This is a genomic window from Rathayibacter sp. VKM Ac-2835 (assembly GCF_013266705.1).
Taxonomy (GTDB): domain Bacteria; phylum Actinomycetota; class Actinomycetes; order Actinomycetales; family Microbacteriaceae; genus Rathayibacter.
The window spans coordinates 91,675-111,096 of sequence record NZ_JABSNQ010000005.1 but is presented as its reverse complement, the minus strand read 5'-3'; the positions used below and the strand labels follow the sequence as shown (position 1 = coordinate 111,096).

Sequence of the window (19,422 nt, the reverse complement as noted above, 5' to 3'; positions counted from 1 at the left end):
AGCTCGTCGGGAATCCGCGTCGACCTCGAGGGTCAGCGTCGGGGCTAGGCAGCGGTGGAGGACCACCAGAGTGATCCGGGGGCGAGCATGCCGGTGCGTCCCCAGTGCAGTGCTTCGCGGTGATCACCGCGGCCGGCGGCGTCGCGGGGGTAGAGCGGCCAGACGCGCTCACCTGGTGTGGTGTCCTCGAACAGGGGTCGGCTCGTGACGTGTCGGCGTCGAGGGCGTTGCCTGGGGGAGGAGGAGCGGTGGGTCAGCTCGGCTTGCCACCAGGCCCAAACTTCGCGCTCGACGTCGTAACGGTGGGCTCGATCTGCGAGGGCTCCGTCAACGCCGAGGGTTCGAGCTGCGGCGGTGCGCAGGTCGCGCTTGGCGCGGGTCCACCCGGTCGTGTGCTTGATGATCAGCCGGTGTGTGCGCAGGCGGGAGAGGGCGGTGGCGGCGGTACGGCTGGTGACTCCGAGCAACGTGGCGGCGGCGTCGAGGGGAAGGGTCCCTTCGCGGCGCAGCAGCGCGTAGGCCTTGCCTGCGAGGTGTCCCAGGCCGGCGCGGGTGAAGAGGTCGTGCCGGGTGTCGGTGAGGTCCGCTTCGAGCATGGTGAGGAGCACGGTTCGTTCGGTGAAGATCGGCCCGGGGGGGCGGGGGTTATTAGTGGTTGTGACCGGACCTTGCAGTGAGCCTGTGGAAAGGTGCTCGGACAGTCGCCATTCGCTGGCGTTCGAGCCGTCAGCGCGGACGGCGAGCTGCACGTAGCCGTCCTCGCGCAACGTCCGCAGGGCGCTGGCCGCGGTCGTGCGCCCCAGGCCCGCGAGGAGGGCGAGGTCACGGATGGACGCGGCCACGGTGCGCTTGCCGGTGTGCAGGGTCAGGTAGGCCAGAGCGGTGAGGATCGTCTTCTCCGACGTCGCCCGCTCGGTCCGACCCCACCGGCCCGGGCTCACCCGGAACCGCTCGAGGAGAGCGCTGACGGAGCCGACGAGACTCTCCAGCTCCACCAGGTCGCCCGGCTCGCGCTCGGACGGGAGAACAGCGTGCAGCGCCGCGTACTGGAGCGCCTTCTCCCACTGCCGCGTCAGGCGCTCCGCCGCTTCGTCGCGCGAGCGCGGACGGCGGTGGCCGCGACCGGTGTTCTTGGTCCGGAAGTGCTCCATCCCGGGAGCGGTCCGAGCGGCGTGCTCGACGTCGGTCAAGGACCAGCCGGCGTGCGCCGCGGAAAGCAGACACATGAACGCCGTCCACGACGGATTCGCACCGCCACCAGCGGCCGCCATGTGTCCGGCGCCGGCAGCGCTGAGCTGGCGGTGTGCCCGATGCGTGGTGGTCGGGACGGCCGGGGGAGCAGCGTCGATGGCGCGCGGCGGGCGGGAGGCTTGCAGCGCAGCGGTCACGGCCTCGATGGCGGCCGCGGTGACGGTCGCATCCAGCAGCTCCTCCGCGCGACCGCGCAGAACGCTCGAGAAGCTGCCGTCGCGGTGCGGGGACAGGGGAGGTCGAGCGGCGCCGGTGCGGGGGTTGCAGAGCATCCCGTGATCCAGCGTGCGGAAGTTCGCGCGAGCGGCGATCGCCAGCCGAGCCACCAACTCGGCCGAAGCACCCTCGGCGAGTGCGATCCACAGGTGCCGGCCGCCAGTCCCGGAGGACTGGCACACGAGATGAGCGACCTGGTGCGCGTCCAGAACGGCGGAGAGAGCGTCACAGTCGTCCGCAGCCTGCTCCATGAGGTCCGCGTCGACGCCCTGGGAGTCCTTGCCGTCGAAGTCGAAGCAGAGCAGCCGGAACGCTCCGGCGTCGTCCGCAAGGTAGACGGCCCAGGGAGTGCTCGGGGCGACTGAAGAGATCAGGAACGCCGTGGGATACGCGTTCTCGTCCAAGCGCCCGTAGGCGTCGCCGCGCATCGTCCGGACAGTGCCGCGCGGGCTCAGCCGACGCGTCAGGGCCCATGCGTCGCCGCCGAGCGTCGACGAGCTGCTACGGCGCGCCGAAAGATCCATCATTGAATCTCTCAGCCCGTCGTGTAATCTTTCGGGCATAGAGAAGCCTCCCGTGAGGGTGGTGACTTGATTAGCTCGGACCCGTTGCTTTGGTCGGTGTCGGGGTACGAGCTACGAAACTTGGTGAGGCCCGCTTCGGCGGGCCTCCTTCGTTTAAGCGGCGGAGATGTGCGCCTCCTGGTCGATATCGAACGTCGGTGCCAGCACGGGCAGGCGCCCGGTGGAGTCGCGGAGCTGATCTGCCAGAAGCTCGAAGTACAGCGAGCGGGAGACGCCTGAGGCCTTGGCGGCGCCGTCGACGTCGTCCTTCAGCACGTGAGGCATCTGAAACTCGACGGGCACGGTGACGGCGCCGTTGCGCGCGCGTCGCTTCTGCTTGATCGGAGCCATGCGTCCAGAGTGGTGATTTAACCCCGGGATTGTGCGCGCCACGCCGCGCGTAGGGCGGATCAATCCCGGGATTAAGCGCGATTGCTGCCGAGGGACAGGGGCGTCAGTCCAAGTCACGCCGTGACGGCCCCCACCCGCCGAGGCATGAGACTCCCATCGAACAACCATGTCGGCACCCTACCAAAATAGGTGCCGCTCCCGTACCGACTCAGGTACACCCTCCAGAGGGTCAGCCAGGACTCTGCAGCCACTCACGAACCGAGGCGTCGAATGCGTCCGGCGCGACGTTGTACTCCCAGGCATGCGCAGCGGGCGGGAGCAGGGCTAGCGCGCTCCGCTCGATGTTCACGCTCACGAAGACCCGTGACAACGAGGCAGGCACCTCCCGATCTCCGACTGAGTGGATGAGGAGGGTCGGAACGGTGAGTCTTGGTCCTCGGGTCCAGTCCAGGGCATCGAAATCGATGGGCCCGGGAAGTCCTACGAGGGTGCTGAGGGGGCGAGTGGAGAGCGCGAACGTCCCAAGCGCACCCACCACCGATGGCAGATGAGCGCGGCGCGCTCCAGCCCGAATGACCTGCCGCCAGTCGGTGGCGGGCGCGATGAGGACGAGGGCTGTGATGAGTTGGCGGTGTCGAGACCGCTCGGTGAGTTGAAGTGCGATGCCGCCACCGAGGGACCAGCCGAACAGAACGATGCTGTGCGCTCCGTGCTCCACGGCGTAGTTGATCGCAGCATCGACGTCAGCCCATTCGGTTTGACCGAGAGTCGACGCCCTGTTCTTCGTTGGTGGCCCATCTCCGTCACCTCGGAACGAAGGAACGAGCGACGTGTAGCCGAGCTTGCGTGCTGCCGGGACTGAGCGCAGCGCGGTGATGCGGGTGGTGCGTATGCCGTGCACGTGGATCGCCCAGGTTGTTTCGCCCTCGCCGCCGGTCGACGGGAAGAGCCACGCCGGACATGGGCCTGTTGGCGCGTCGACGTGGATCTCGCGCACGCGCGGGTCGATGTCCTCAGGACGCGCGAAGACGTGCCCGGTCCATCGGCCTTCGTGAGCGGTAGAGAGATCGCCGCCGGTAACTCGAAGAACCTCGCGCCGAACGGTCCGCTCGATCGCGTCGTGATGAAGGATCCGGCCGACGAGCGCGTGGCCCCGATCGGAGTCGAACCAGAAGCCGTACTCGCCGTCGTGAAGGGTTTCGGGCGTGGCGTGGAGAGTGAGGCTGTCCGGGGTCGCCGAGAGGACCTGCACGGTCCTCTTGCGCCCGGGCATCACGACTCGCCGCCCCAGGACGACACCGACGCCTGCCAGCAGGGAGAGGGCAGTCACAGCGGCTCCCGCTACTCCTACGACAGCTCTCACGCCGACTTGCCGGGCGCTCATCGAGTCCAAGCTCTTGTGGTCGCGGGGGAGGGGAGCTGTTCCATCACGATGGCCTCCGCCGCTGCAACGTGACGAGCGTCGGCTGGTGTCAGACGGCCGCGGTGAGCGTTCTCGAAGTCGCGTAGCGCGATGACCAGGTCGTACACGACCGCGATCGATGATTCGTCTCGAGCGCGACTTGACCCGTTCGTAGTCGGCATCACCGCGAGTCTGCCGGCGAGGCGGCGAAGTCGCCGTGCATGCCGACTGAGTCGCGCCTCGCGCATGGCCTTCTGCAGAGTGAATGAGGCGATTCCGGTGACGATGAGGATCACGCCGCAGTAAAACAGGAAGTCGAACGCGTTCCGCAGGAGGACGCGGAAACCGAGGTCGGTGACCTCGAAGTGGTCGAGGGACAAGACGATGATCTCGTCGATGCAGGCGAGGATGACGAGGCTGCTGCCTGCGACGAAGAAGCCGTAGGAGCGCGCTTTTCTGCGACGGAGACCGAGCAGGAGCATCGTCGAGATCGCGAGGATCGCCGTCATGTAGATGCTGGCGTAAAGCCAGGTACCTGTCTGGGAGATGTGCTCGGTGATGAAAGTTTTCGAGGTGGGTTCCTTGTCGGTGATGAACAGGAACGGCACGACGAAGGACACGAGCATGGCGGCAAGGATGAGCTTCCTCGTCCAGAATCGCGGGGTGCTGCGGGATTGAAGGAGGGCTGCTCTCATGACCAACCAAAACGCGGTGGTCGCCAGGACGTTCTGGGCGAGGTTGATGTAGTTCTCACCACCGAGAAACCGGTCCAATCCGGGGTGGACTCGGGTGAGGAGCGCGAGGGAGCCGACTCCGCTCGCGAGCCAGGACAACCGGCTCGAGGGCTGGGAGACAGCAGCTGGGATCCGGGCGACGAAGACGACGGCGAGGACCACAAGAGCGATCAGGGCTAGAGCCTGCATCTACCCGAAGACCTCCTCGTCCTCCCGGAAACGAGGACGCAGGAGTGAGCGGGAAAGAAGATGGGCGAGGTGCTCTGCTTCGCCTTCGAGGATGCGCCGGTCCCCATCAACGTTCTCGAGGTCCTCCAAGCCGCCTGCTTCTAGGAGCCGGCCGCGCACGACTCCGTTCGTCCCCCGATAGGAGGCGACGGAAGAGTCGTCCCCAAGGACGTTGCAGCCGGGGTGGCGGAGGGCGATATGAGCGAGTTCGTGCAGGATGCAGTGCATCTGGTAGAGCCGGGTATCGGTCGAGCGGTAGAGAATCTGGGCCTCGTCGGGAAAATCGACCCAGAGAGCTGTGAGCGTCTGCCAGTCATCGTCGTCGATGGCATCGACGTGGATCGGTTTGCCGTGCAGGTCAGAGACATGCTTGAGGAGGGCATCCAGGGTCTGATCGTCCTGAAACCGGTTCTTTTCGAACGTCTGCGTCGTGCGTGCGGCGACGTCGGCGTGTTCGAACCACAGGGCTTCGTTGCTCTGGGTGGTGCTCATTCGGTAGTGCCCTCCTTCGGAGTTCGCTCGATCGACAGAATCGCCTTGGTCACGGCGGCGAGCTGCTTCGCGTTCATGCCCCCCAGCGCTCGAGCACTGATCGAGGTGGCTCCGGTAGCCAGTAGCGCCCGGTGGAAGCGGATCTCCGCTTCGATGAGCTCGCTGGCTTCGTCTTCACGCCTTGCGGTCAGGTACTCGTAGCTGACGCTGAAGAACTCGCTGAGACCGACGAGCAGATCGACCGGGAGCCGCGTGGAGCCTTCCAGCTCAAGCAGCTCATCCCAGTCCTTCGGCTCGAAGCTGATGTCACGACCGCGGATGGACTGAACGAGGGTGTCGAGCGTGAAGATCTGAGCATCCGCACTCGTCGGCCCTTCGGCGAGGAATCGGAGTCGTCGAGCGAACTCCCTGCCGTCGATGCGCTCAGCAGTGAGCTCTCCGCCACCGTCTTCCGGGTTCGGAGAAGACGCGAGCTGCAGCACTTCGTACGGTTCGACCCCGAAGGCTCCAGCGAGCTTCTCGATGTCATTGGTGGTGAACGGCGCTTCGCCGCGCAGACGGATGTAGAAGTAGTTCGCCGAGATGCCTGCAGCACGGATGAGCTCGGTGTTGGTTAGTCGTGCACGATCGCGGAGCGTCTCGACCGCGCGGACCACGCGTCGCGAAAAGTCGGTCGGTCCCGGCGCCGGTCGTCTAGCCACCCCTGGAATGTACCAAAGATGATATAAGCCCATTTCGGTAACCGAGCCGGGTTGCAATAGCTACCGAAATCGGTAGTTTTGTCGTGTGCCCGCTTCTTCGTCTCGGTACTCAACCGTCTTGTTCGCCCTCGTCACCTCCCTCCTCGTGAGCGGCTGCTCGTCGACTTCGCCAGGTGAGGCGTCACGTGAGAACGAGTCACCGCAGACCGCCTCGCCTCTCCCCAACACCCGACTCTCATCGCCGACGCCGACCCCTGAGGGCGTACAACCGGTCGACACGGAGCCGTCCCCAGAACCGTCTCTCATGAGCACAGCCGTCGCGATTGCGTCGGAGGCGGTGGTGGCGTTCTGCCGTCCAACGCTCAGTTACGACACCTGGATCAGCGAGCTCTACCCGTTTTTGAGCCAGCGAGCCGCAGTGGCCTACGAGACGGTCGACCCGGCGAACGTGCCCTGCACGAGCCTCACGGGCGCTGCGACCGTCCGCGACGGTGACGGCGCGTTCACGATGCGCATCCTCGTCACCACCGATGCGGGGGAGTACTGCGTGTACGTCCACCGCACCAGCGAGAACACTCCCTGGGCCGTCGAGCAGATCACCCCTCTGGCCTCGGAATAGCCAAATGCAGAAGGGGGGACTGGGGGTACTGGCGGCGGTCATGGTGCCCGTCGTGGCGGTTGTGATGCTGTTGTGGGTGCTGTTCTTCGGCGGCTCTGCTGCCGCGGCATGCCTGCCGGGCGGGGGGCCCGTCAACGTCTCCGCCATCCCTGCGGACGCGAAGGTCGGCGCCTACGGGCACGACCAGCTGGTGAACGCGGCCCTGATCGTGAATGCGGGGGCAGCGAAGGGGCTCGGCGCGGACGGGCAGACGCTCGGCGTGCAGACGGCGATCGGGGAGTCATCCCTGGTGAACATCACCTACGGGGACGGTGCGATCAACCCGGACGGGTCAGTTGCCGACTCGATCGGCCTGTTCCAGCAGCAGTCGAGCTGGGGCACCGTTGAGCAGCGAATGAACCCGACGACCTCGGCGGGCTTCTTCTACGACCGCCTCGTCGCGGTCGAGGGTTGGCAGTCGATGGAGCCCTCGACCGCTATCAACAAGGTCCAGCGCAACGCCGACCCGAACCACTACACGAAGTACCGCGCCGACGCCGTGGGGATCATGACCTACCTCAACGGCCTCGGCAGCAGCGCGACCGCACCTGCGACGACCGCTGCACCGGTCGATGTTCCTTCTACGCCGGCCAGCACCGCACCTACGACGGCTGCGCCGATCGGTGGATGCGTCGCCGTATCTGGCGACGCGCAGTCCCTCGCAGCCGGCCTCGTGACGGCGATGGACGAGGGGCGCCTGCGATTGCTCGAGGACCGCTACGCGCAGCAGATTCGCGACATGGCCGCCGGCACCGCGAAGGAGAACTGCGGCATCGATGTGCGGATTCTCCAGATCATCACGATCGCTTTGAACACGTTCGGGAAGGTGGGCGTCTCCGACCTCAACCGCCAGTGCACCGGATCCCTCCTGGGCGCCGGCACCGGCTCTTCTCACTGGATGAACGGCGGTGGGAACGCGGTCGATTTCTTCTCCTTCGACGGCACGGCCACGACCGGCTGCGACGCGAACGCGCTCACGCTCCTCACCGTCCTGGACCCACAGGCTCCGGCGGGCTCGCGTGCCGGGCAGATCCAGTGCCGCTCGACCAGCTACCAGCACATCACCCAGTTCACAGACACCCCGAACCACCTGCACTTCGACGTCGCCTACGCCGACGGCCCCCTCACCACCGGATAGCCGGACCTTTTCGGCGCCCTAACCGGCGGCGCCGAACACCCCGCACCACCACCACACGAAACGGAGAACACCATGTCTGTACTCGCCCTCACCTCCGACCTGATCACAGCCGCCGGCGGCTTCGGGGCCGTCGTCCCCGACCCGGGCCCCGGGGGCATGCCGCCCGGATTCGAGGCCTTCACCACCGTCATGGGCTGGGCCAAGTGGGTCGGCCTCGGCGTCGCCGTCGTCGGCCTGATCATCCTCGGCGTCACCATGACCGTCTCCGCCCGCCGCGGCGAAGGCGGAGAGATCGGCGGCTGGCTCGGCCGACTCCTCGTCGGCGTCATCATCGTCTCCGCCGCGTTCACGATCGTCGGCTTCCTCATGGGCAGCTAGCGCACGAGGACACCGACCGGCTCACCAACGAGAGGCACGACGTCATGAGCGACACGCAGTCCCGCAACCCGTTCACCAGTCGAGGATTCATCTTCGGAGCAATCGTCTTCGGAATCCTCGTCCTGGCCGCGATCCTGCTCGCCGTCACGTCCCTGGACAGTGGTGGCGGGCAGGGCACCGCCGTGCCCGCCACCACTGCAACGCCCACCTCCCAGGCCTCAGAGCTCGACGCCGATGCTGCGAGCATCTGCGGCCTCCCTGGACTCGAGGAGAGCGGCAGCCTCGCTGCCGCACCCGACGCGGAGTGGACCATCGTCGGGACCATGGCAGCGCCCTCCTCGGACGATGCAGGGCCTGGCGTCGTCGACGCCGACGGAGTTCGCAGCTGCTACGCGCACACCGTGGAAGGCGCAGCCTTCGCCGTGGCGAATCTCTGGGCGATGGGAACGGATGGCCGTCTGAGCGATCTCGTCACCGAACGCCTCACCGTCCCTGGCCCTGGTCGAGACGCCGCGCTGGCCCGGGAGACCACTCAGAGCAACACCGGCCTGAGCTCCCAGATCGCCGGCGTGAAAGTCCTTGCCTACGACGGTCAGAACGCCACCATCGACATCGCCTTCCAGATCTCCGACGGACGTCTCATCAGCTTCCCCTACGCCCTCAGCTGGTCCGAGGGCGACTGGAAGTTCGTGCTCACCGACGACGGACTCCCCACCTTCCGCCCGGTCGCTCTGCAGAGCCTCGGCGGCTACCTCCCTTGGAGCGGCACCACATGACCCCAGTCCCCGACAAAGAGCCGTGCTCCGTCGTCGACGTTCTCTGCTGGACCGGAGAAGGCATCGGCAACGTCGTCTCGCAGGCGTCGAACGACGCTCTGCAGCAGTTCGTCAACAACATCCTGGAGGGCTTCGGCAAAGCGGTCGTCTCGCTCGGCACCCTCTGGGTGAACGTTCCCTCCCCGGTGACCGTCGTCGACCGGGGAGGCGGCGTTAACGGCGGCGGCACGCCGCCCCTGCCGGAGGCGTTCGAGACGATCCTCGGCTACGTGACGTGGGTCGCCGCGGGCCTCGCGGTCATGTCGCTGATCATCGCCGGCGTGATGATGAGCACCCGTCATCGCCACGGCGACGGCGAAGCGCACATGGGCCGCATCGGCGTTATCATCTTCGCCGTCTTCCTGCTCTCCTCCGCCTCCGCGCTCGTGACAGGGTTCCTGCCCTTGGCCCTGCACCTGAACGAGTCCTCGAGCACCGTCGGCTGGGTGCAGGGGCAGCTCGAGTGGTACGCCGGCGGGCTCGCGATCCTCTCGATCCTCGTCGCCGCCGGCCGCATGGTGTGGACGCATCGTGCTGGCGAGCTGCGCACCCTCGCCCGGTCGGTGCTGACGCTGATCGCCGTGGCCGGAGCGGGACTCGTCGTGATCCGCCTCGCCACGCAAGCCGGAGACGCTTTCTCGGTCTGGATCCTCAACAACTCCACCGACTGCGACGTCACCAACGGCGAGAGCAACTGCTTCGGCACCAACGTCTTCGCGATGATCTCTCTCACCGCGACCGCTCCCATCGGCCTGATCGGCCTCTTCCTCCTCGGGATCCTCGCCGTGCTGATGACCTACGTCCAGGTCGCGCTGATGGTGTTCCGCGGCGCGATGCTCGTCGTCCTCGCCGGCATCTTCCCCATCGCCGCCGCCGCGACGAACACCGAGATCGGGCAGCAGTGGTTCAAAAAGACGATGGCCTGGACCCTCGCCTTCATCCTCTACAAGCCAGCCGCGGCGATCGTCTACGCGATCGCCTTCCGGATGACCGGCACTGACCTGTTCAAGTCGGACGGCACCGGGCTGTTCCAGATCGTCACCGGCCTAGCGCTGATGCTCATCGCGCTCGTCGCACTGCCCGCCCTGATGCGCTTCCTCGTCCCCGCTGTGGCCTCGGTGGGCGGTGGTGGTGGCGGGGCGGGCCTCCTGCTCGGTGCGGCCGCGGCCGGTGGAGCGGCGGAGATTGCCAGCGGAGCGATCCGCTCGCGCAGCGGAGGTGACAGCGGCGGGGGCGGAGGAACGCCCGGCGGCGGTGGCTTCGGCTCTGCACCGTCCGGCAGTAGCGCCTCCGCCGGCAGCAAGGGGTCACCCGCTGCGACCCCGGCCGCGTCCGGTGCAGGCGGCGGCGCAGCAGCAGGCGGTGGCTCAGCTGGCGGAGCTGCGGCGGGCGGTGGCGCGGCAGCGGGCGGTGCGGCGGCAGGCGGTGGTGCCGCGGCCGCGGCGAGCGGCCCGATCGGTGTCGGCCTTGCGGTGGCCGGGAAGGCCGCCGAGGGCGCGAAGCACGCAGCAGGAGCGGTCAAGGCCGCCACGGACGACGCCACTGGCGGCAACGGAAGCGGGAACTGATGAGCACGACGACTCCCACGCGCAGCGCTGAGGCGCCGCGCACGTACGGCAACTGGCGTCGCCCGCAGACTGCGGGACTCGGTGGCCTCGGACAGCTCGCTACGGGCGTGCTGTTCGTCGGCATCCTCTCCTCGATCATCGCGTCGATGTTCTCCGGCCTCGGGGCCGCGCTCGTCGTCGCCGCGATCTTCGGCGGGATCTTGCTGACGGTTTCAGTGAAGGACAAGCACGGGCAGAGCGCCCTCGGAAGGACGGTGAATCGCGTGAACTGGATGCGGACGAAGGCCAAGGGAGCGAACGTCTACCGTTCCGGCCCTACGGGTCGAGCGAAGTGGGGCACGTTCCAGCTCCCTGGACTGGCCGCGGCGTCGCAGCTCTCCGAGCACGAGGACTCGCACGGGCGCCGGTTCGCTCTCGTGCACGTCCCCTCGACCAAGCACTACACCGTCGTGATCGCCACCGAGCCGGACGGCGCCGCGCTGGTGGATCAGGAGCAGGTCAACAACCAGGTCGCGGAGTACGGCATCTGGCTCTCCAACCTCGGAGACGAGCCCGGCATCGAGGCCGCCTCCGTCACCGTCGAGACGGCCCCCGACACCGGTACGCGCCTGCGCTCGGAGGTCGAGGGGTCGATGGACCCGGATGCGCCGGAGTTCGCTCAAGCGATGCTCTCGGAGGTCGTCAGCAGCTACCCGGTCGGGTCGGCCACGATCCGCGCCTACGTCGCGATCACCTTCTCCTCTCTCTCCCGCATCGGCGGGAAGCGACGCAACGCAAAGGAGGTCGCCGCCGATCTCGCCGCCCGCCTCCCCGGGCTGACGACGAGCCTCGCCGCGACCGGCGCCGGCGCTGCACGGCCGCTCGGCGCTCAGGAACTGTGCGAGGTGATCCGGATCGCCTACGACCCCGCCGCCGCCGTCCTGATCGATGAGGCCCGCGCCTCCGGTGATGTGCCGGAGCTGTCCTGGACGGACGTCGGCCCCGCGGCCGCGGAGTCCCGGTGGGAGTCGTACCGGCACGACGGCGCCGTGTCGACGTCGTGGACGATGACCTCCCCGCCGCGCGGAGTCGTGCAGTCGGGGATTCTCGCGCGCCTCCTGGCTCCGCACCGCGACGTCGCCCGCAAGCGCGTCACCCTGCTCTACCGCCCCATCGACCCGGCCCGCGCCGCGGCGATCGTGGAGGCGGACCTGAACGCGGCGCAGTTCAACAGCTCCGCGTCCACCAAGCCCACCGCCCGCTCGACCCTCTCCACCCGCTCCGCCCAGGCGACCGCGGCGGAAGAGGCCTCCGGCGCCGGCCTGCTCAACTTCGGCCTGATCGTCACCGCGACGACCACTGACGCCGTGCACGAGGCGGACGCGCGCGCGGCGATCGACTCGCTGACCGCCGCGGCGCGTCTTCGGGTGCGGCCGGCGTTCGGGTCGCAGGACACCGTTTTCGCTGCGGGTCTGCCGCTGGGCCTCGTGCTCCCGCGTCACCTGCGCCTGCCCACCGAAGTGAGGGAGTCCCTGTGAGCCTGATCACCCGCCTGTTCTCTTCGAACAGCGACAACGAGCTCGAACCCGGCGAGGACGTCCTGCCGGACGGAGCGGTCACCGCCGCCCACGGCGACACGGCGGCGGAGGAGCTGACCGGCGACGGCCTGCCCACCGGTGCCGTGTCGTCCTCGGCAGTGCCCGGGACCGACACGGCCACACCCTCGCAGCGAGCAGCGCGCGGGCAGAGCGGAGCTCCGGCCGCGGCGGTCGTGCAGCGGCCGACACTCACCAGGGAGCGCACCACCTCGCGCACCCGGCGCCGGGAAGGGAAGAAGATCGAGATCCCGCACGGCGGGAAGAAGCAGAGCCAGGGGACGGCGCTGCGCCGTCCTCTGCGCCCGAGCATCCGCGGGTGGCTCGGTCGCGGCGGAGGTGAAGCCGTCAACGTCACGGCCGCAGACGAGTTCCGCGGGACGACCGTGCAGGTGTGCGGGCTCTACCCGTTCTCGGTCGGCACCGGTACGCCGATGATCGGGGTGCCGCTGGGGAAGAACCTCTCCACCGGCGCCTCCGTCTGCTGCGACCCGATCAGCTGGTTCCAGCGCGCAAACCTGATCAGCAACCCGTCGATGTTCGTGCTCGGCAAGCCCGGCCTGGGGAAGTCCTCGCTGACCCGCCGCATGGCCGCCGGCCTCGCCGGGTACGGCACGATCCCGCTCGTGCTGGGCGACCTCAAGCCGGATTACGTGGATCTGATCGAAGCCCTCGACGGGCAGGTGATCCCTCTCGGCCGTGGCCGCGGCTACCTGAACATCCTCGATCCCGGCGAGGCGTCGGAGGCCGCGCAGCGCCTCCGTGACGAGGCCGACCGCTCGCTCGAGCGGGCCGACGAGCTCGCGCACCAGGTCGACGCGCTCGGCGTCTCCGACGACACAGCGGCGATGATCGCGGAGGTCGGCCGGCTGCGCAAGCACGCCGCGAAGGTGCAGCGCCTCGCGCACCAGGTCCTCGCGGACGCCCACGGCCGCCGGCACACGATGGTCGCAGCGCTGCTGACGATCCTCCGCTCCCAGCCGCCGAGTGACCGTGAAGAGACGATCATCGACCGGGCGCTGAAGTACCTGGACGAGCACCACCAGGGCGTGCCGGTCCTCGCGGATCTGCTGCGCGTGATCCAGGAGGCGCCGGACGAGGTTCGTCAGGTCGCGTTGGACCGCGGGAACATCGAGAAGTACAAGGACGTCACCGAGAACCTCGAAGCATCGCTCATCGGCCTCACCACCGGTGGACGTCTGGGCGAGGTGTTCTCGAAGCAGACGACCACGCCGATGCGCCGGGACCGGCCCGTCGTCTACGACGTGTCCTCGATCGACGACTCCGAAGGCGACCTCCAGGCCGCGATCCTCCTCGCCTGCTGGTCCGCCGGATTCGGGACCGTCAACGTCGCGGCCGCCCTCGCGGACGCGGAGCTCGAACCGCAACGGCACTACTTCGTGATCCTGGACGAGCTGTGGCGGGCGCTGCGCGCGGGTAAGGGCATGGTCGATCGCGTCGACGCGCTCACCCGCCTCAACCGCGCGCGCGGCGTCGGCCTGGCGATGATCAGCCACACCATGTCCGACCTCCTCGCACTGGCCTCCCAGGAGGACCAGATGAAGGCGAAGGGCTTCGTAGAACGCTCCGGCATGGTCATCTGCGGCGGCCTCCCCGGCGCGGAAATGCCGCTGCTGACCTCGGCCGTGCCGATGTCGATCGCGGAGCAGGGGATGCTCACCTCCTGGCAGGACCCGCCAGCCTGGGACCCCGTATCCGGGCACGAGTCCGAGCCTCCCGGCCGCGGCCGCTTCCTGATCAAGGTCGGCGGACGCCCCGGGATCCCGGTGCGCGTCGAGCTGACCGCAGCAGAGAAGGAGGTCAACGACACCAACAAGCTCTGGCACGCGACCTCCCGCGCCGGACGCGCAGCGGAGCCTTTGCCCACCGATCCCGTGAACGTCGAGATCCTGCCGTGAGCGTCCTCGTCGCACTCGGCGCGAGCTGCGTCGCAGCCGGCGCCGGCGGGGCCGCGATCATCAGCGCGCTCCGCGCCCGCCAGCGGACGGCGGACCGCGACCGGTTCCTGCTCACCCTCTGCTGGACCGGCGTCGGGCTCATGGCGAGCTTCGTCGCCTGGGACCAGTGGGACCGGGTGATCGCGTGAGCTGCCCGTCGACGCTCGCGTTCGAGGGCTACCGCTGGACCTGCCAGCGGTCCGCTCCGGGGGAGCACGGCTTCCACACAACCGACCTCCCCGTCTCCTTCGCGGAGCGGGGCCTCGCGGTCCTCTCCTGGGGGACCTCGCACCAAGCACCCGCCAACGACTGCACCCCGCGGTGGGCCGGCCCGATCTACACGGAGGAGTCCGCATGAGCGCCACCGCCAACAACCGCCGCCGCGAACCCGGCAAGGCAGGCAACGACGCCCTGATGCTCGGCGCAGCCCTCGTGGCGATCGCTGCGATCGGCATCGTCTGGGTGGCCGTCGCGGTCGGGTCGCAGCTCGACGGAGTGAACGAGGGCCTGCCCTCCGATCCGTTCGAAATCATCTCGGGCCTGTTCCGCGGCCGAGTGGTGTGGTCGACGTCCGCAACGATGATCGCCGCGGCCGCCGTCGCCGTCATCGTCCTCGTCGGCCTCTGGCTCGTGTGGATGCGCTCACTCGGACGCAAGAACCGCTCGAGCGTGGACCACGCCGCCCAATACATGGCGACGCCGCGCGATCTGGCGCCGATGATGCGCAAGGAGGCGTTGAAGAAGTCCGCCCGCCTCGGCGTCGCTGAGAACCCCGGCGTCCCGGTGGGCCGGCTGCACCTGGGGAAGCAGATGCTCTACGCCTCGTTCGAGGACATGATGCTGCTGATCGCAGGCCCCCGCGTGGGCAAGTCGACCTCCCTCGTCATCCCCGCGATCATGGCCGCCCCCGGCGCCGTGGTCACGACGTCGAACAAGCGCGACGTGCTCGACGCAACCCGCGACGTGCGCGCCGCCAAGGGCCACGTGTGGGTGTTCGACCCGCAGCGCGTCGCGTTCGAGGACGCGACCTGGTGGTGGAACCCCCTCTCCTACGTCACAGACGACACCAAGGCCGCGAAGCTCGCGACGCACTTCGCCTCCGGCACCCGGGCGATGAACGCGAAGACCGACGCCTACTTCGACGGCAAAGGCCAAGAGCTGCTGTCCGACCTGCTGCTCGCAGCCGCGGCCGGGAACCGGCCGATCAGCGACGTGCTGCTCTGGCTGACCTCCGTCGAGGACGAAACCCCCGTCGAGCTCCTGCACGACAACGGCTACCCGACCAACGCGCGAGCGGTCCGCGGCATCATGAACACCGCCGAGAAAGCCCGCGACGGGATCTACTCGACCGCGCAGGGCATGGCCGTGTGCTTGAAGAGCGCCGCAACCGCCGACTGGGTGAACGCCCGCCCGAACGACACCCGCCCGCAGTTCATCCCCGAGACGTTCGTCACGTCGACCCAGACGCTGTACTCCCTGTCCAAGGAAGGCGCCGGCACCGCCGGCCCCCTCGTCACCGCCCTGACTGCCGCGACCATCGAGGCCGCGGAAGAGCACGCCGCGCGCTCCCGCGGCGGGCGCCTCGCGACGCCCCTCGTGGCCGTCCTCGATGAGGCCGCGAACGTCTGCCGGTGGAAGGACCTCCCCGACCTGTACTCGCACTACGGCTCCCGCGGAATCCCGATCATGGCCGTCTTCCAGTCCTGGTCCCAGGGCGTCGGCGTGTTCGGCAAGGAAGGCATGCTCAAGCTCTGGTCCGCCGCGAACGTGAAGCTGTACGCCGGCGGAGTCGCGGAGGACGAGTTCCTGCGCACCCTCTCCGAACTGATCGGCACCTACGACAAGGAGACCACCTCCGCCAGCTACAACAAAGGCGTCCGGTCGACCACCTCAGCGCTGCGCCGAGAGAAGATCCTCGAAGTCGCCGACCTCACCAGCATGGGCCGCGGACGCGCGATCATGCTCTCCTCCGGCTCCCGCGCCGCCCTCGTCGACACCGTGCCCTGGTACAACGGCCCCAAGGAGCAGGTCGCCGCGATCAACGCCTCCATCGCCGCACACGACGCCAGCAGCGGACCCGCGAACACCGCACCCGTCTCGCCCGTCGTGACGGTGATGCCTCCGCTCGAGGCGCAGCAAGCGGCGGACCTCGATACGGCGCAGGACGCGACTCTGCCGGGTGAGCGATGAGCGACGAGGACCTGTTCGACGTCGACACGGATGCGTTCTCGGCCCCGGTTCGACCCGTCAGCCTGCACCCGGTCGAGGTGGAGGACGTGGACGAGGAGGAGGTGCCGGCGACGTACTTCGGATCCGCCGACGAGTGGGTCCGCAAGTTCCTCCGGCCCTCCTACCGGCGCCGGGTCACAGCCAAGGGCCAGGCCGCCGGCGACCGGTGGGCGGCTGAGTGGTGGAGCAGTGTCGAGGCACTGACCCGCATCGAAGCCCTCTGGCGGATGTGGGAAGAAATTCGCACCAGCGCCGGGTCTCTCAGCGCCTACTGGATCAATCACCTCGATCCGCACATGCGAGTCCTGCTCTCACCCAGCGGCCCGTTCGCGACCTCGACTGACGAGAACCGGCCAGGCGACATGCTGCCCTACACCGCCCCACCGACCGGAATGTTCCCGCCCGACGTGCAGGGCTGAGGCCCGCCAACGAGGAAGGGCCCGCGCACCGTTAGGTGTCGCGGGCCCTTCCCTCGTTTCGACGTCGGCGACGGGCTTAGACCGTCCGGTCCGAGCCCCGGATGTCGACATCAGTAGCCGAGAAGGTGCCTCAGCTTGCACTTCCTCTGAGGACGCTCACCAGTCGTGGACGGTGCCATCGAGGAGGCGGTTGTAGGGCAGGTAAGCCTGCTCGTAGGGGTACTTGCCGGCCTCGTCGAGGTTGAGCTCGACGCCGAGGCCCGGCTTGTTCCCGGGGTGCAGGAACCCGTCTGTCCAGGTGAAGGACTGCTCGAAGGTCGCGTCGGTCCTCGCGCCGTGCCGCATGTACTCCTGGATGCCGAAGTTGTGGATCGCGAGGCCGAGGTGCATGGCGGCGGCCATGCCGACGGGGGAGATGTCGGTGGGTCCGTGCATGCCGGACTTGATCTGGTACATCGCGGCGTAGTCGAGGGTCTTCTTCAGCGGTGAGATGCCGCCCATGTGGGTGACGGCGCCGCGGACGTAGTCGATGAGCTGGTCGCGGATGATGTCCTTGAAGTCCCAGATCGTGTTGAAGATCTCGCCGATCGCGAGCGGTGTGGTGGTGTGCTGGCGCACGAGGCGGAGGGCTTCCTGGTTCTCTGCTGGGGTGCAGTCCTCGAGCCAGAAGAGGTCGTAGGGTTCGAGTGCCTTGCCGAGTTTCGCGGCCTGGATGGGTGTCATCCGGTGGTGGCCGTCGTGTAGCAGGGGGATGTCGGGGCCGAACTCGTTGCGGACGGCTTCGAACACGCCGGGCAGGTGGGTGAGGTAGGCGCGGGTGTCCCAGTCCTCCTCGACGGGTTTCGCGCCTCGGCGGGCGGGTTCGTGGTCGTAGCGGATCTCCGCGTCGCCGTGGTCTCCGCCCTGGGAGGCGATGCCGTAGATCGCTTTGAGCGACGGCACGCCGGTCTGGATGCGGATCGCTTTGTAGCCCTGCTCCTGGTGGTGGCGGACGCTGTCGAACAGTTCCGGCAGCTCCTTGCCGGAGGCGTGGCCGTAGGCCATCAGACCGGTGCGGGAGGCGCCGCCGAGCAGCTGGTAGACGGGCATGCCGGCGGCTTTGCCCTTGATGTCCCAGAGGGCCATGTCGACGGCGGCGATGGCGGCCATGGTCACGGGGCCGCGGCGCCAGTAGGCGGAGCGGTAGAGGAACTGCCAGGTGTCCTCGATCTTCGAGGCGTCCGCTCCGATGAGCAGGGGGACGACGTGCTCGCGGAGGTAGGCGACGACGGCGAGTTCGCGGCCGTTGAGGGTCGCGTCGCCCAGTCCGGTCAGGCCGTCTGCGGTCGTGATCTTGAGGGTGACGAAGTTCCTGTCGGGGCTGGTGACGATGACGTCGGCTCTGTCGATGATCATGAGAGGTCTTTCTCGGTAGGGGAGTCGGGGACGGAAGCGTCGGCGGCTGCGGTGCGGATGTCGTCGAGCAGCGCCGGGTCGGCGGTGAGACGCGGGTCGATGAGGGAGAGGAGCGCGATGGTCGGGTCGGGGGCGTGGAGCGCGCCCTCGATGGCCGAAGCAGCCGAGTCCGGTAGCTCGAGTCCGGTGAGGCGCGTGGTCAGCCAGGCGGAGATCGGGCGGATGCTCGCGGCGCCGTCGCGTCCTGCAGCGCGCTCGGCGAGCAGGGTCGGCACGATGCGCACTCGGAGCTTGGTCACGCCGTCCTGGCCGATCTGGTCGAGTCGGTGGACGATGCGGGCGTTGTCGAAGCGGTCAAGCAGCGCGGCACGGTAGCTGTCGAGGTCGAGGCCGGCGGGGAGGTGCCGGACGGCTTCGTCCCAGAACTCGTTCACCCAGGCGCGCGCAGTGGGGTCGGCGATAGCGGCAGATACGGTCTCGTGTCCGAGGAGCCGGGCGGAGTACGCGAGGAGGGTGTGTGCGCCGTTGAGCAGCCAGAGTTTGCGGCGCTCGAACGGCTCGATGTCCTCGACGAAGCGTGCACCGGCTTCCTCCCATGCCGGTCGTCCGGCCGGGAAGGAACCGGAGAGCACCCAGTCGCGGAAGGGTTCGGTGACGACGGCGGCGGCGTCGGCGAAGCCGGTGAGGTCACCGGCGACGGCTAGGTCGGCGTGCGTGGTCTTCGGTGTGATCCTGTCCACGGACGTAGACACGAAGGACACGTTGTCCTCGATCCACTGGGTGAGGTCGGGGTCGATGTCGGCGGCGAGGGCGAGCATGCCGCGGCGCAGCCAGGCGCCGTTGTCCGGGATGTTGTCGCAAGGGACGACGGCGATCGGGCCGGCGTGCGACGAGCGCCGCTCCTGGAGTCCGAGGAGGATCCGTCCCAGCGCGGTGCTCGTCCGGCCATCGCCGCGGAGGGCTGCGATGTCCGTTCGGAGGTCGTCGTCGTGGAGGTCGGGGGAGCCGTCGGGGAGGAGGCGGTACCCGGCTTCGGTGATCGTGGTGGTGATGATCGCGGTCGTGGGTGCGGCGATGAGGGTGACGAGCCGGTCGATGTCGGTTCCGGGGGTGGCTTCGACGATGCTGCCCACGATGCGAGCGGTGTCGCTGTCGGCCGAGCGTTCGATGACGGTGAAGAGGCCGTCCTGTGGCGCGAGCTCGTCGGCGGCGGTGGGGGTGCGCCCGGTGAAGGCGGCGATTCCCCACTCGTGGTCGCGGTCGACGACGTCGGTGAACCAGGCCTGGTGGGCTCGATGGAAGGCGCCGAGTCCCAGATGCACGATCCGAATCGGGGCGGTCGGCCGATCGAC

Annotated in this window: 19 protein-coding genes; 11 read left to right on the top strand and 8 right to left on the bottom strand. The window is 68.4% G+C overall.

Going from position 1 to position 19,422, the window contains the following annotated elements; all coding sequences use genetic code 11:
- Positions 1 to 44: 44 nt before the first annotated feature.
- From HRK28_RS19460 to HRK28_RS19435, 6 genes are all read right to left on the bottom strand, one after another.
- Complete coding sequence (locus HRK28_RS19460; protein ID WP_173252782.1) at positions 45 to 1,991, bottom strand: hypothetical protein; 1,947 nt, start codon at positions 1,989 to 1,991, stop codon at positions 45 to 47.
- Positions 1,992 to 2,144: 153 nt separating this feature from the next.
- A complete protein-coding gene (locus HRK28_RS19455) occupies positions 2,145 to 2,381 on the bottom strand; it encodes a hypothetical protein (RefSeq protein WP_056045669.1) in 237 nt (78 codons plus the stop codon).
- Positions 2,382 to 2,610: 229 nt separating this feature from the next.
- Positions 2,611 to 3,711, bottom strand: a complete 1,101-nt coding sequence (locus HRK28_RS19450) for an alpha/beta fold hydrolase (protein ID WP_173252781.1) — start codon at positions 3,709 to 3,711, stop codon at positions 2,611 to 2,613.
- Positions 3,712 to 3,761: 50 nt separating this feature from the next.
- Positions 3,762 to 4,706, bottom strand: coding sequence for a hypothetical protein (locus HRK28_RS19445; RefSeq protein WP_123734136.1), 945 nt, complete (start codon positions 4,704 to 4,706; stop codon positions 3,762 to 3,764).
- Positions 4,707 to 5,237 (bottom strand): hypothetical protein, encoded by a 531-nt coding sequence (locus tag HRK28_RS19440; protein ID WP_173252780.1) that lies wholly within the window; start codon positions 5,235 to 5,237, stop codon positions 4,707 to 4,709. It lies immediately after the preceding gene.
- Entirely contained in the window at positions 5,234 to 5,938 is a 705-nt protein-coding gene (locus tag HRK28_RS19435) for a helix-turn-helix transcriptional regulator (protein WP_173252779.1), read from the bottom strand. Before HRK28_RS19435 ends, HRK28_RS19440 begins: the two co-directional genes overlap by 4 nt.
- 304 nt (positions 5,939 to 6,242) lie before the next feature.
- Here HRK28_RS19435 and HRK28_RS19430 point away from each other — a divergent pair, with 304 nt between their 5' ends.
- The 11 genes from HRK28_RS19430 (at position 6,243) to HRK28_RS19375 (ending at position 16,675) form a co-directional block, all read left to right on the top strand.
- Positions 6,243 to 6,557, top strand: coding sequence for a hypothetical protein (locus HRK28_RS19430; RefSeq protein WP_173252778.1), 315 nt, complete (start codon positions 6,243 to 6,245; stop codon positions 6,555 to 6,557).
- 4 nt (positions 6,558 to 6,561) lie between these two features.
- A complete protein-coding gene (locus HRK28_RS19425; protein ID WP_173252777.1) occupies positions 6,562 to 7,734 on the top strand; it encodes a hypothetical protein in 1,173 nt (390 codons plus the stop codon).
- 72 nt (positions 7,735 to 7,806) lie between these two features.
- The gene (locus HRK28_RS19420) at positions 7,807 to 8,112 is read left to right on the top strand and encodes a hypothetical protein (RefSeq protein ID WP_173252776.1); all 306 of its coding nucleotides are present in this window, start codon (positions 7,807 to 7,809) and stop codon (positions 8,110 to 8,112) included.
- Positions 8,113 to 8,156: 44 nt separating this feature from the next.
- Positions 8,157 to 8,888: a hypothetical protein gene (locus HRK28_RS19415; RefSeq protein WP_173252775.1), complete on the top strand. Its 732-nt coding sequence runs from the start codon at positions 8,157 to 8,159 to the stop codon at positions 8,886 to 8,888.
- Entirely contained in the window at positions 8,885 to 10,495 is a 1,611-nt protein-coding gene (locus tag HRK28_RS19410; protein ID WP_173252774.1) for a hypothetical protein, read from the top strand. The genes HRK28_RS19415 and HRK28_RS19410 overlap by 4 nt, the downstream gene beginning before the upstream one ends.
- A complete protein-coding gene (locus HRK28_RS19405; RefSeq protein ID WP_173252773.1) occupies positions 10,495 to 12,012 on the top strand; it encodes an SCO6880 family protein in 1,518 nt (505 codons plus the stop codon). Before HRK28_RS19410 ends, HRK28_RS19405 begins: the two co-directional genes overlap by 1 nt.
- 368 nt (positions 12,013 to 12,380) lie before the next feature.
- Positions 12,381 to 13,988, top strand: a complete 1,608-nt coding sequence (locus tag HRK28_RS20370; protein ID WP_197409460.1) for an ATP/GTP-binding protein — start codon at positions 12,381 to 12,383, stop codon at positions 13,986 to 13,988.
- Positions 13,985 to 14,176 carry a hypothetical protein gene (locus HRK28_RS19390; RefSeq protein WP_104248357.1) on the top strand — a complete coding sequence of 64 codons (192 nt, stop codon included), beginning with the start codon at positions 13,985 to 13,987 and terminating at the stop codon, positions 14,174 to 14,176. Before HRK28_RS20370 ends, HRK28_RS19390 begins: the two co-directional genes overlap by 4 nt.
- The gene (locus HRK28_RS19385; RefSeq protein ID WP_104234427.1) at positions 14,173 to 14,385 is read left to right on the top strand and encodes a hypothetical protein; all 213 of its coding nucleotides are present in this window, start codon (positions 14,173 to 14,175) and stop codon (positions 14,383 to 14,385) included. Before HRK28_RS19390 ends, HRK28_RS19385 begins: the two co-directional genes overlap by 4 nt.
- Positions 14,382 to 16,217, top strand: coding sequence for a type IV secretory system conjugative DNA transfer family protein (locus HRK28_RS19380; protein WP_173252772.1), 1,836 nt, complete (start codon positions 14,382 to 14,384; stop codon positions 16,215 to 16,217). Before HRK28_RS19385 ends, HRK28_RS19380 begins: the two co-directional genes overlap by 4 nt.
- The gene (locus tag HRK28_RS19375) at positions 16,214 to 16,675 is read left to right on the top strand and encodes a DUF4913 domain-containing protein (RefSeq protein ID WP_173252771.1); all 462 of its coding nucleotides are present in this window, start codon (positions 16,214 to 16,216) and stop codon (positions 16,673 to 16,675) included. Before HRK28_RS19380 ends, HRK28_RS19375 begins: the two co-directional genes overlap by 4 nt.
- 156 nt (positions 16,676 to 16,831) lie before the next feature.
- On the opposite strand, the gene manD is transcribed toward HRK28_RS19375, so the two are convergent.
- Positions 16,832 to 18,070, bottom strand: a complete 1,239-nt coding sequence (gene manD, locus HRK28_RS19370; protein ID WP_173252770.1) for a D-mannonate dehydratase ManD — start codon at positions 18,068 to 18,070, stop codon at positions 16,832 to 16,834.
- Positions 18,067 to 19,392, bottom strand: coding sequence for a mannitol dehydrogenase family protein (locus HRK28_RS19365; RefSeq protein ID WP_367948485.1), 1,326 nt, complete (start codon positions 19,390 to 19,392; stop codon positions 18,067 to 18,069). The genes manD and HRK28_RS19365 overlap by 4 nt, the downstream gene beginning before the upstream one ends.
- Between the last annotated feature and the right edge of the window lie 30 nt (positions 19,393 to 19,422).

Coding starts and splice junctions, on each gene's coding strand:
- HRK28_RS19425 (WP_173252777.1), top strand. CDS start 6,562: ATGCAGAAGGGGGGACTGGGGGTACTGGCGGCGGTCATGGTGCCCGTC.
- HRK28_RS19440 (WP_173252780.1), bottom strand. CDS start 5,237: ATGAGCACCACCCAGAGCAACGAAGCCCTGTGGTTCGAACACGCCGAC.
- HRK28_RS19455 (WP_056045669.1), bottom strand. CDS start 2,381: ATGGCTCCGATCAAGCAGAAGCGACGCGCGCGCAACGGCGCCGTCACC.
- HRK28_RS19460 (WP_173252782.1), bottom strand. CDS start 1,991: ATGGATCTTTCGGCGCGCCGTAGCAGCTCGTCGACGCTCGGCGGCGAC.
- HRK28_RS19375 (WP_173252771.1), top strand. CDS start 16,214: ATGAGCGACGAGGACCTGTTCGACGTCGACACGGATGCGTTCTCGGCC.
- HRK28_RS19445 (WP_123734136.1), bottom strand. CDS start 4,706: ATGCAGGCTCTAGCCCTGATCGCTCTTGTGGTCCTCGCCGTCGTCTTC.
- HRK28_RS19410 (WP_173252774.1), top strand. CDS start 8,885: ATGACCCCAGTCCCCGACAAAGAGCCGTGCTCCGTCGTCGACGTTCTC.
- HRK28_RS19415 (WP_173252775.1), top strand. CDS start 8,157: ATGAGCGACACGCAGTCCCGCAACCCGTTCACCAGTCGAGGATTCATC.
- HRK28_RS19405 (WP_173252773.1), top strand. CDS start 10,495: ATGAGCACGACGACTCCCACGCGCAGCGCTGAGGCGCCGCGCACGTAC.
- manD (WP_173252770.1), bottom strand. CDS start 18,070: ATGATCATCGACAGAGCCGACGTCATCGTCACCAGCCCCGACAGGAAC.
- HRK28_RS19420 (WP_173252776.1), top strand. CDS start 7,807: ATGTCTGTACTCGCCCTCACCTCCGACCTGATCACAGCCGCCGGCGGC.
- HRK28_RS19430 (WP_173252778.1), top strand. CDS start 6,243: ATGAGCACAGCCGTCGCGATTGCGTCGGAGGCGGTGGTGGCGTTCTGC.
- HRK28_RS19380 (WP_173252772.1), top strand. CDS start 14,382: ATGAGCGCCACCGCCAACAACCGCCGCCGCGAACCCGGCAAGGCAGGC.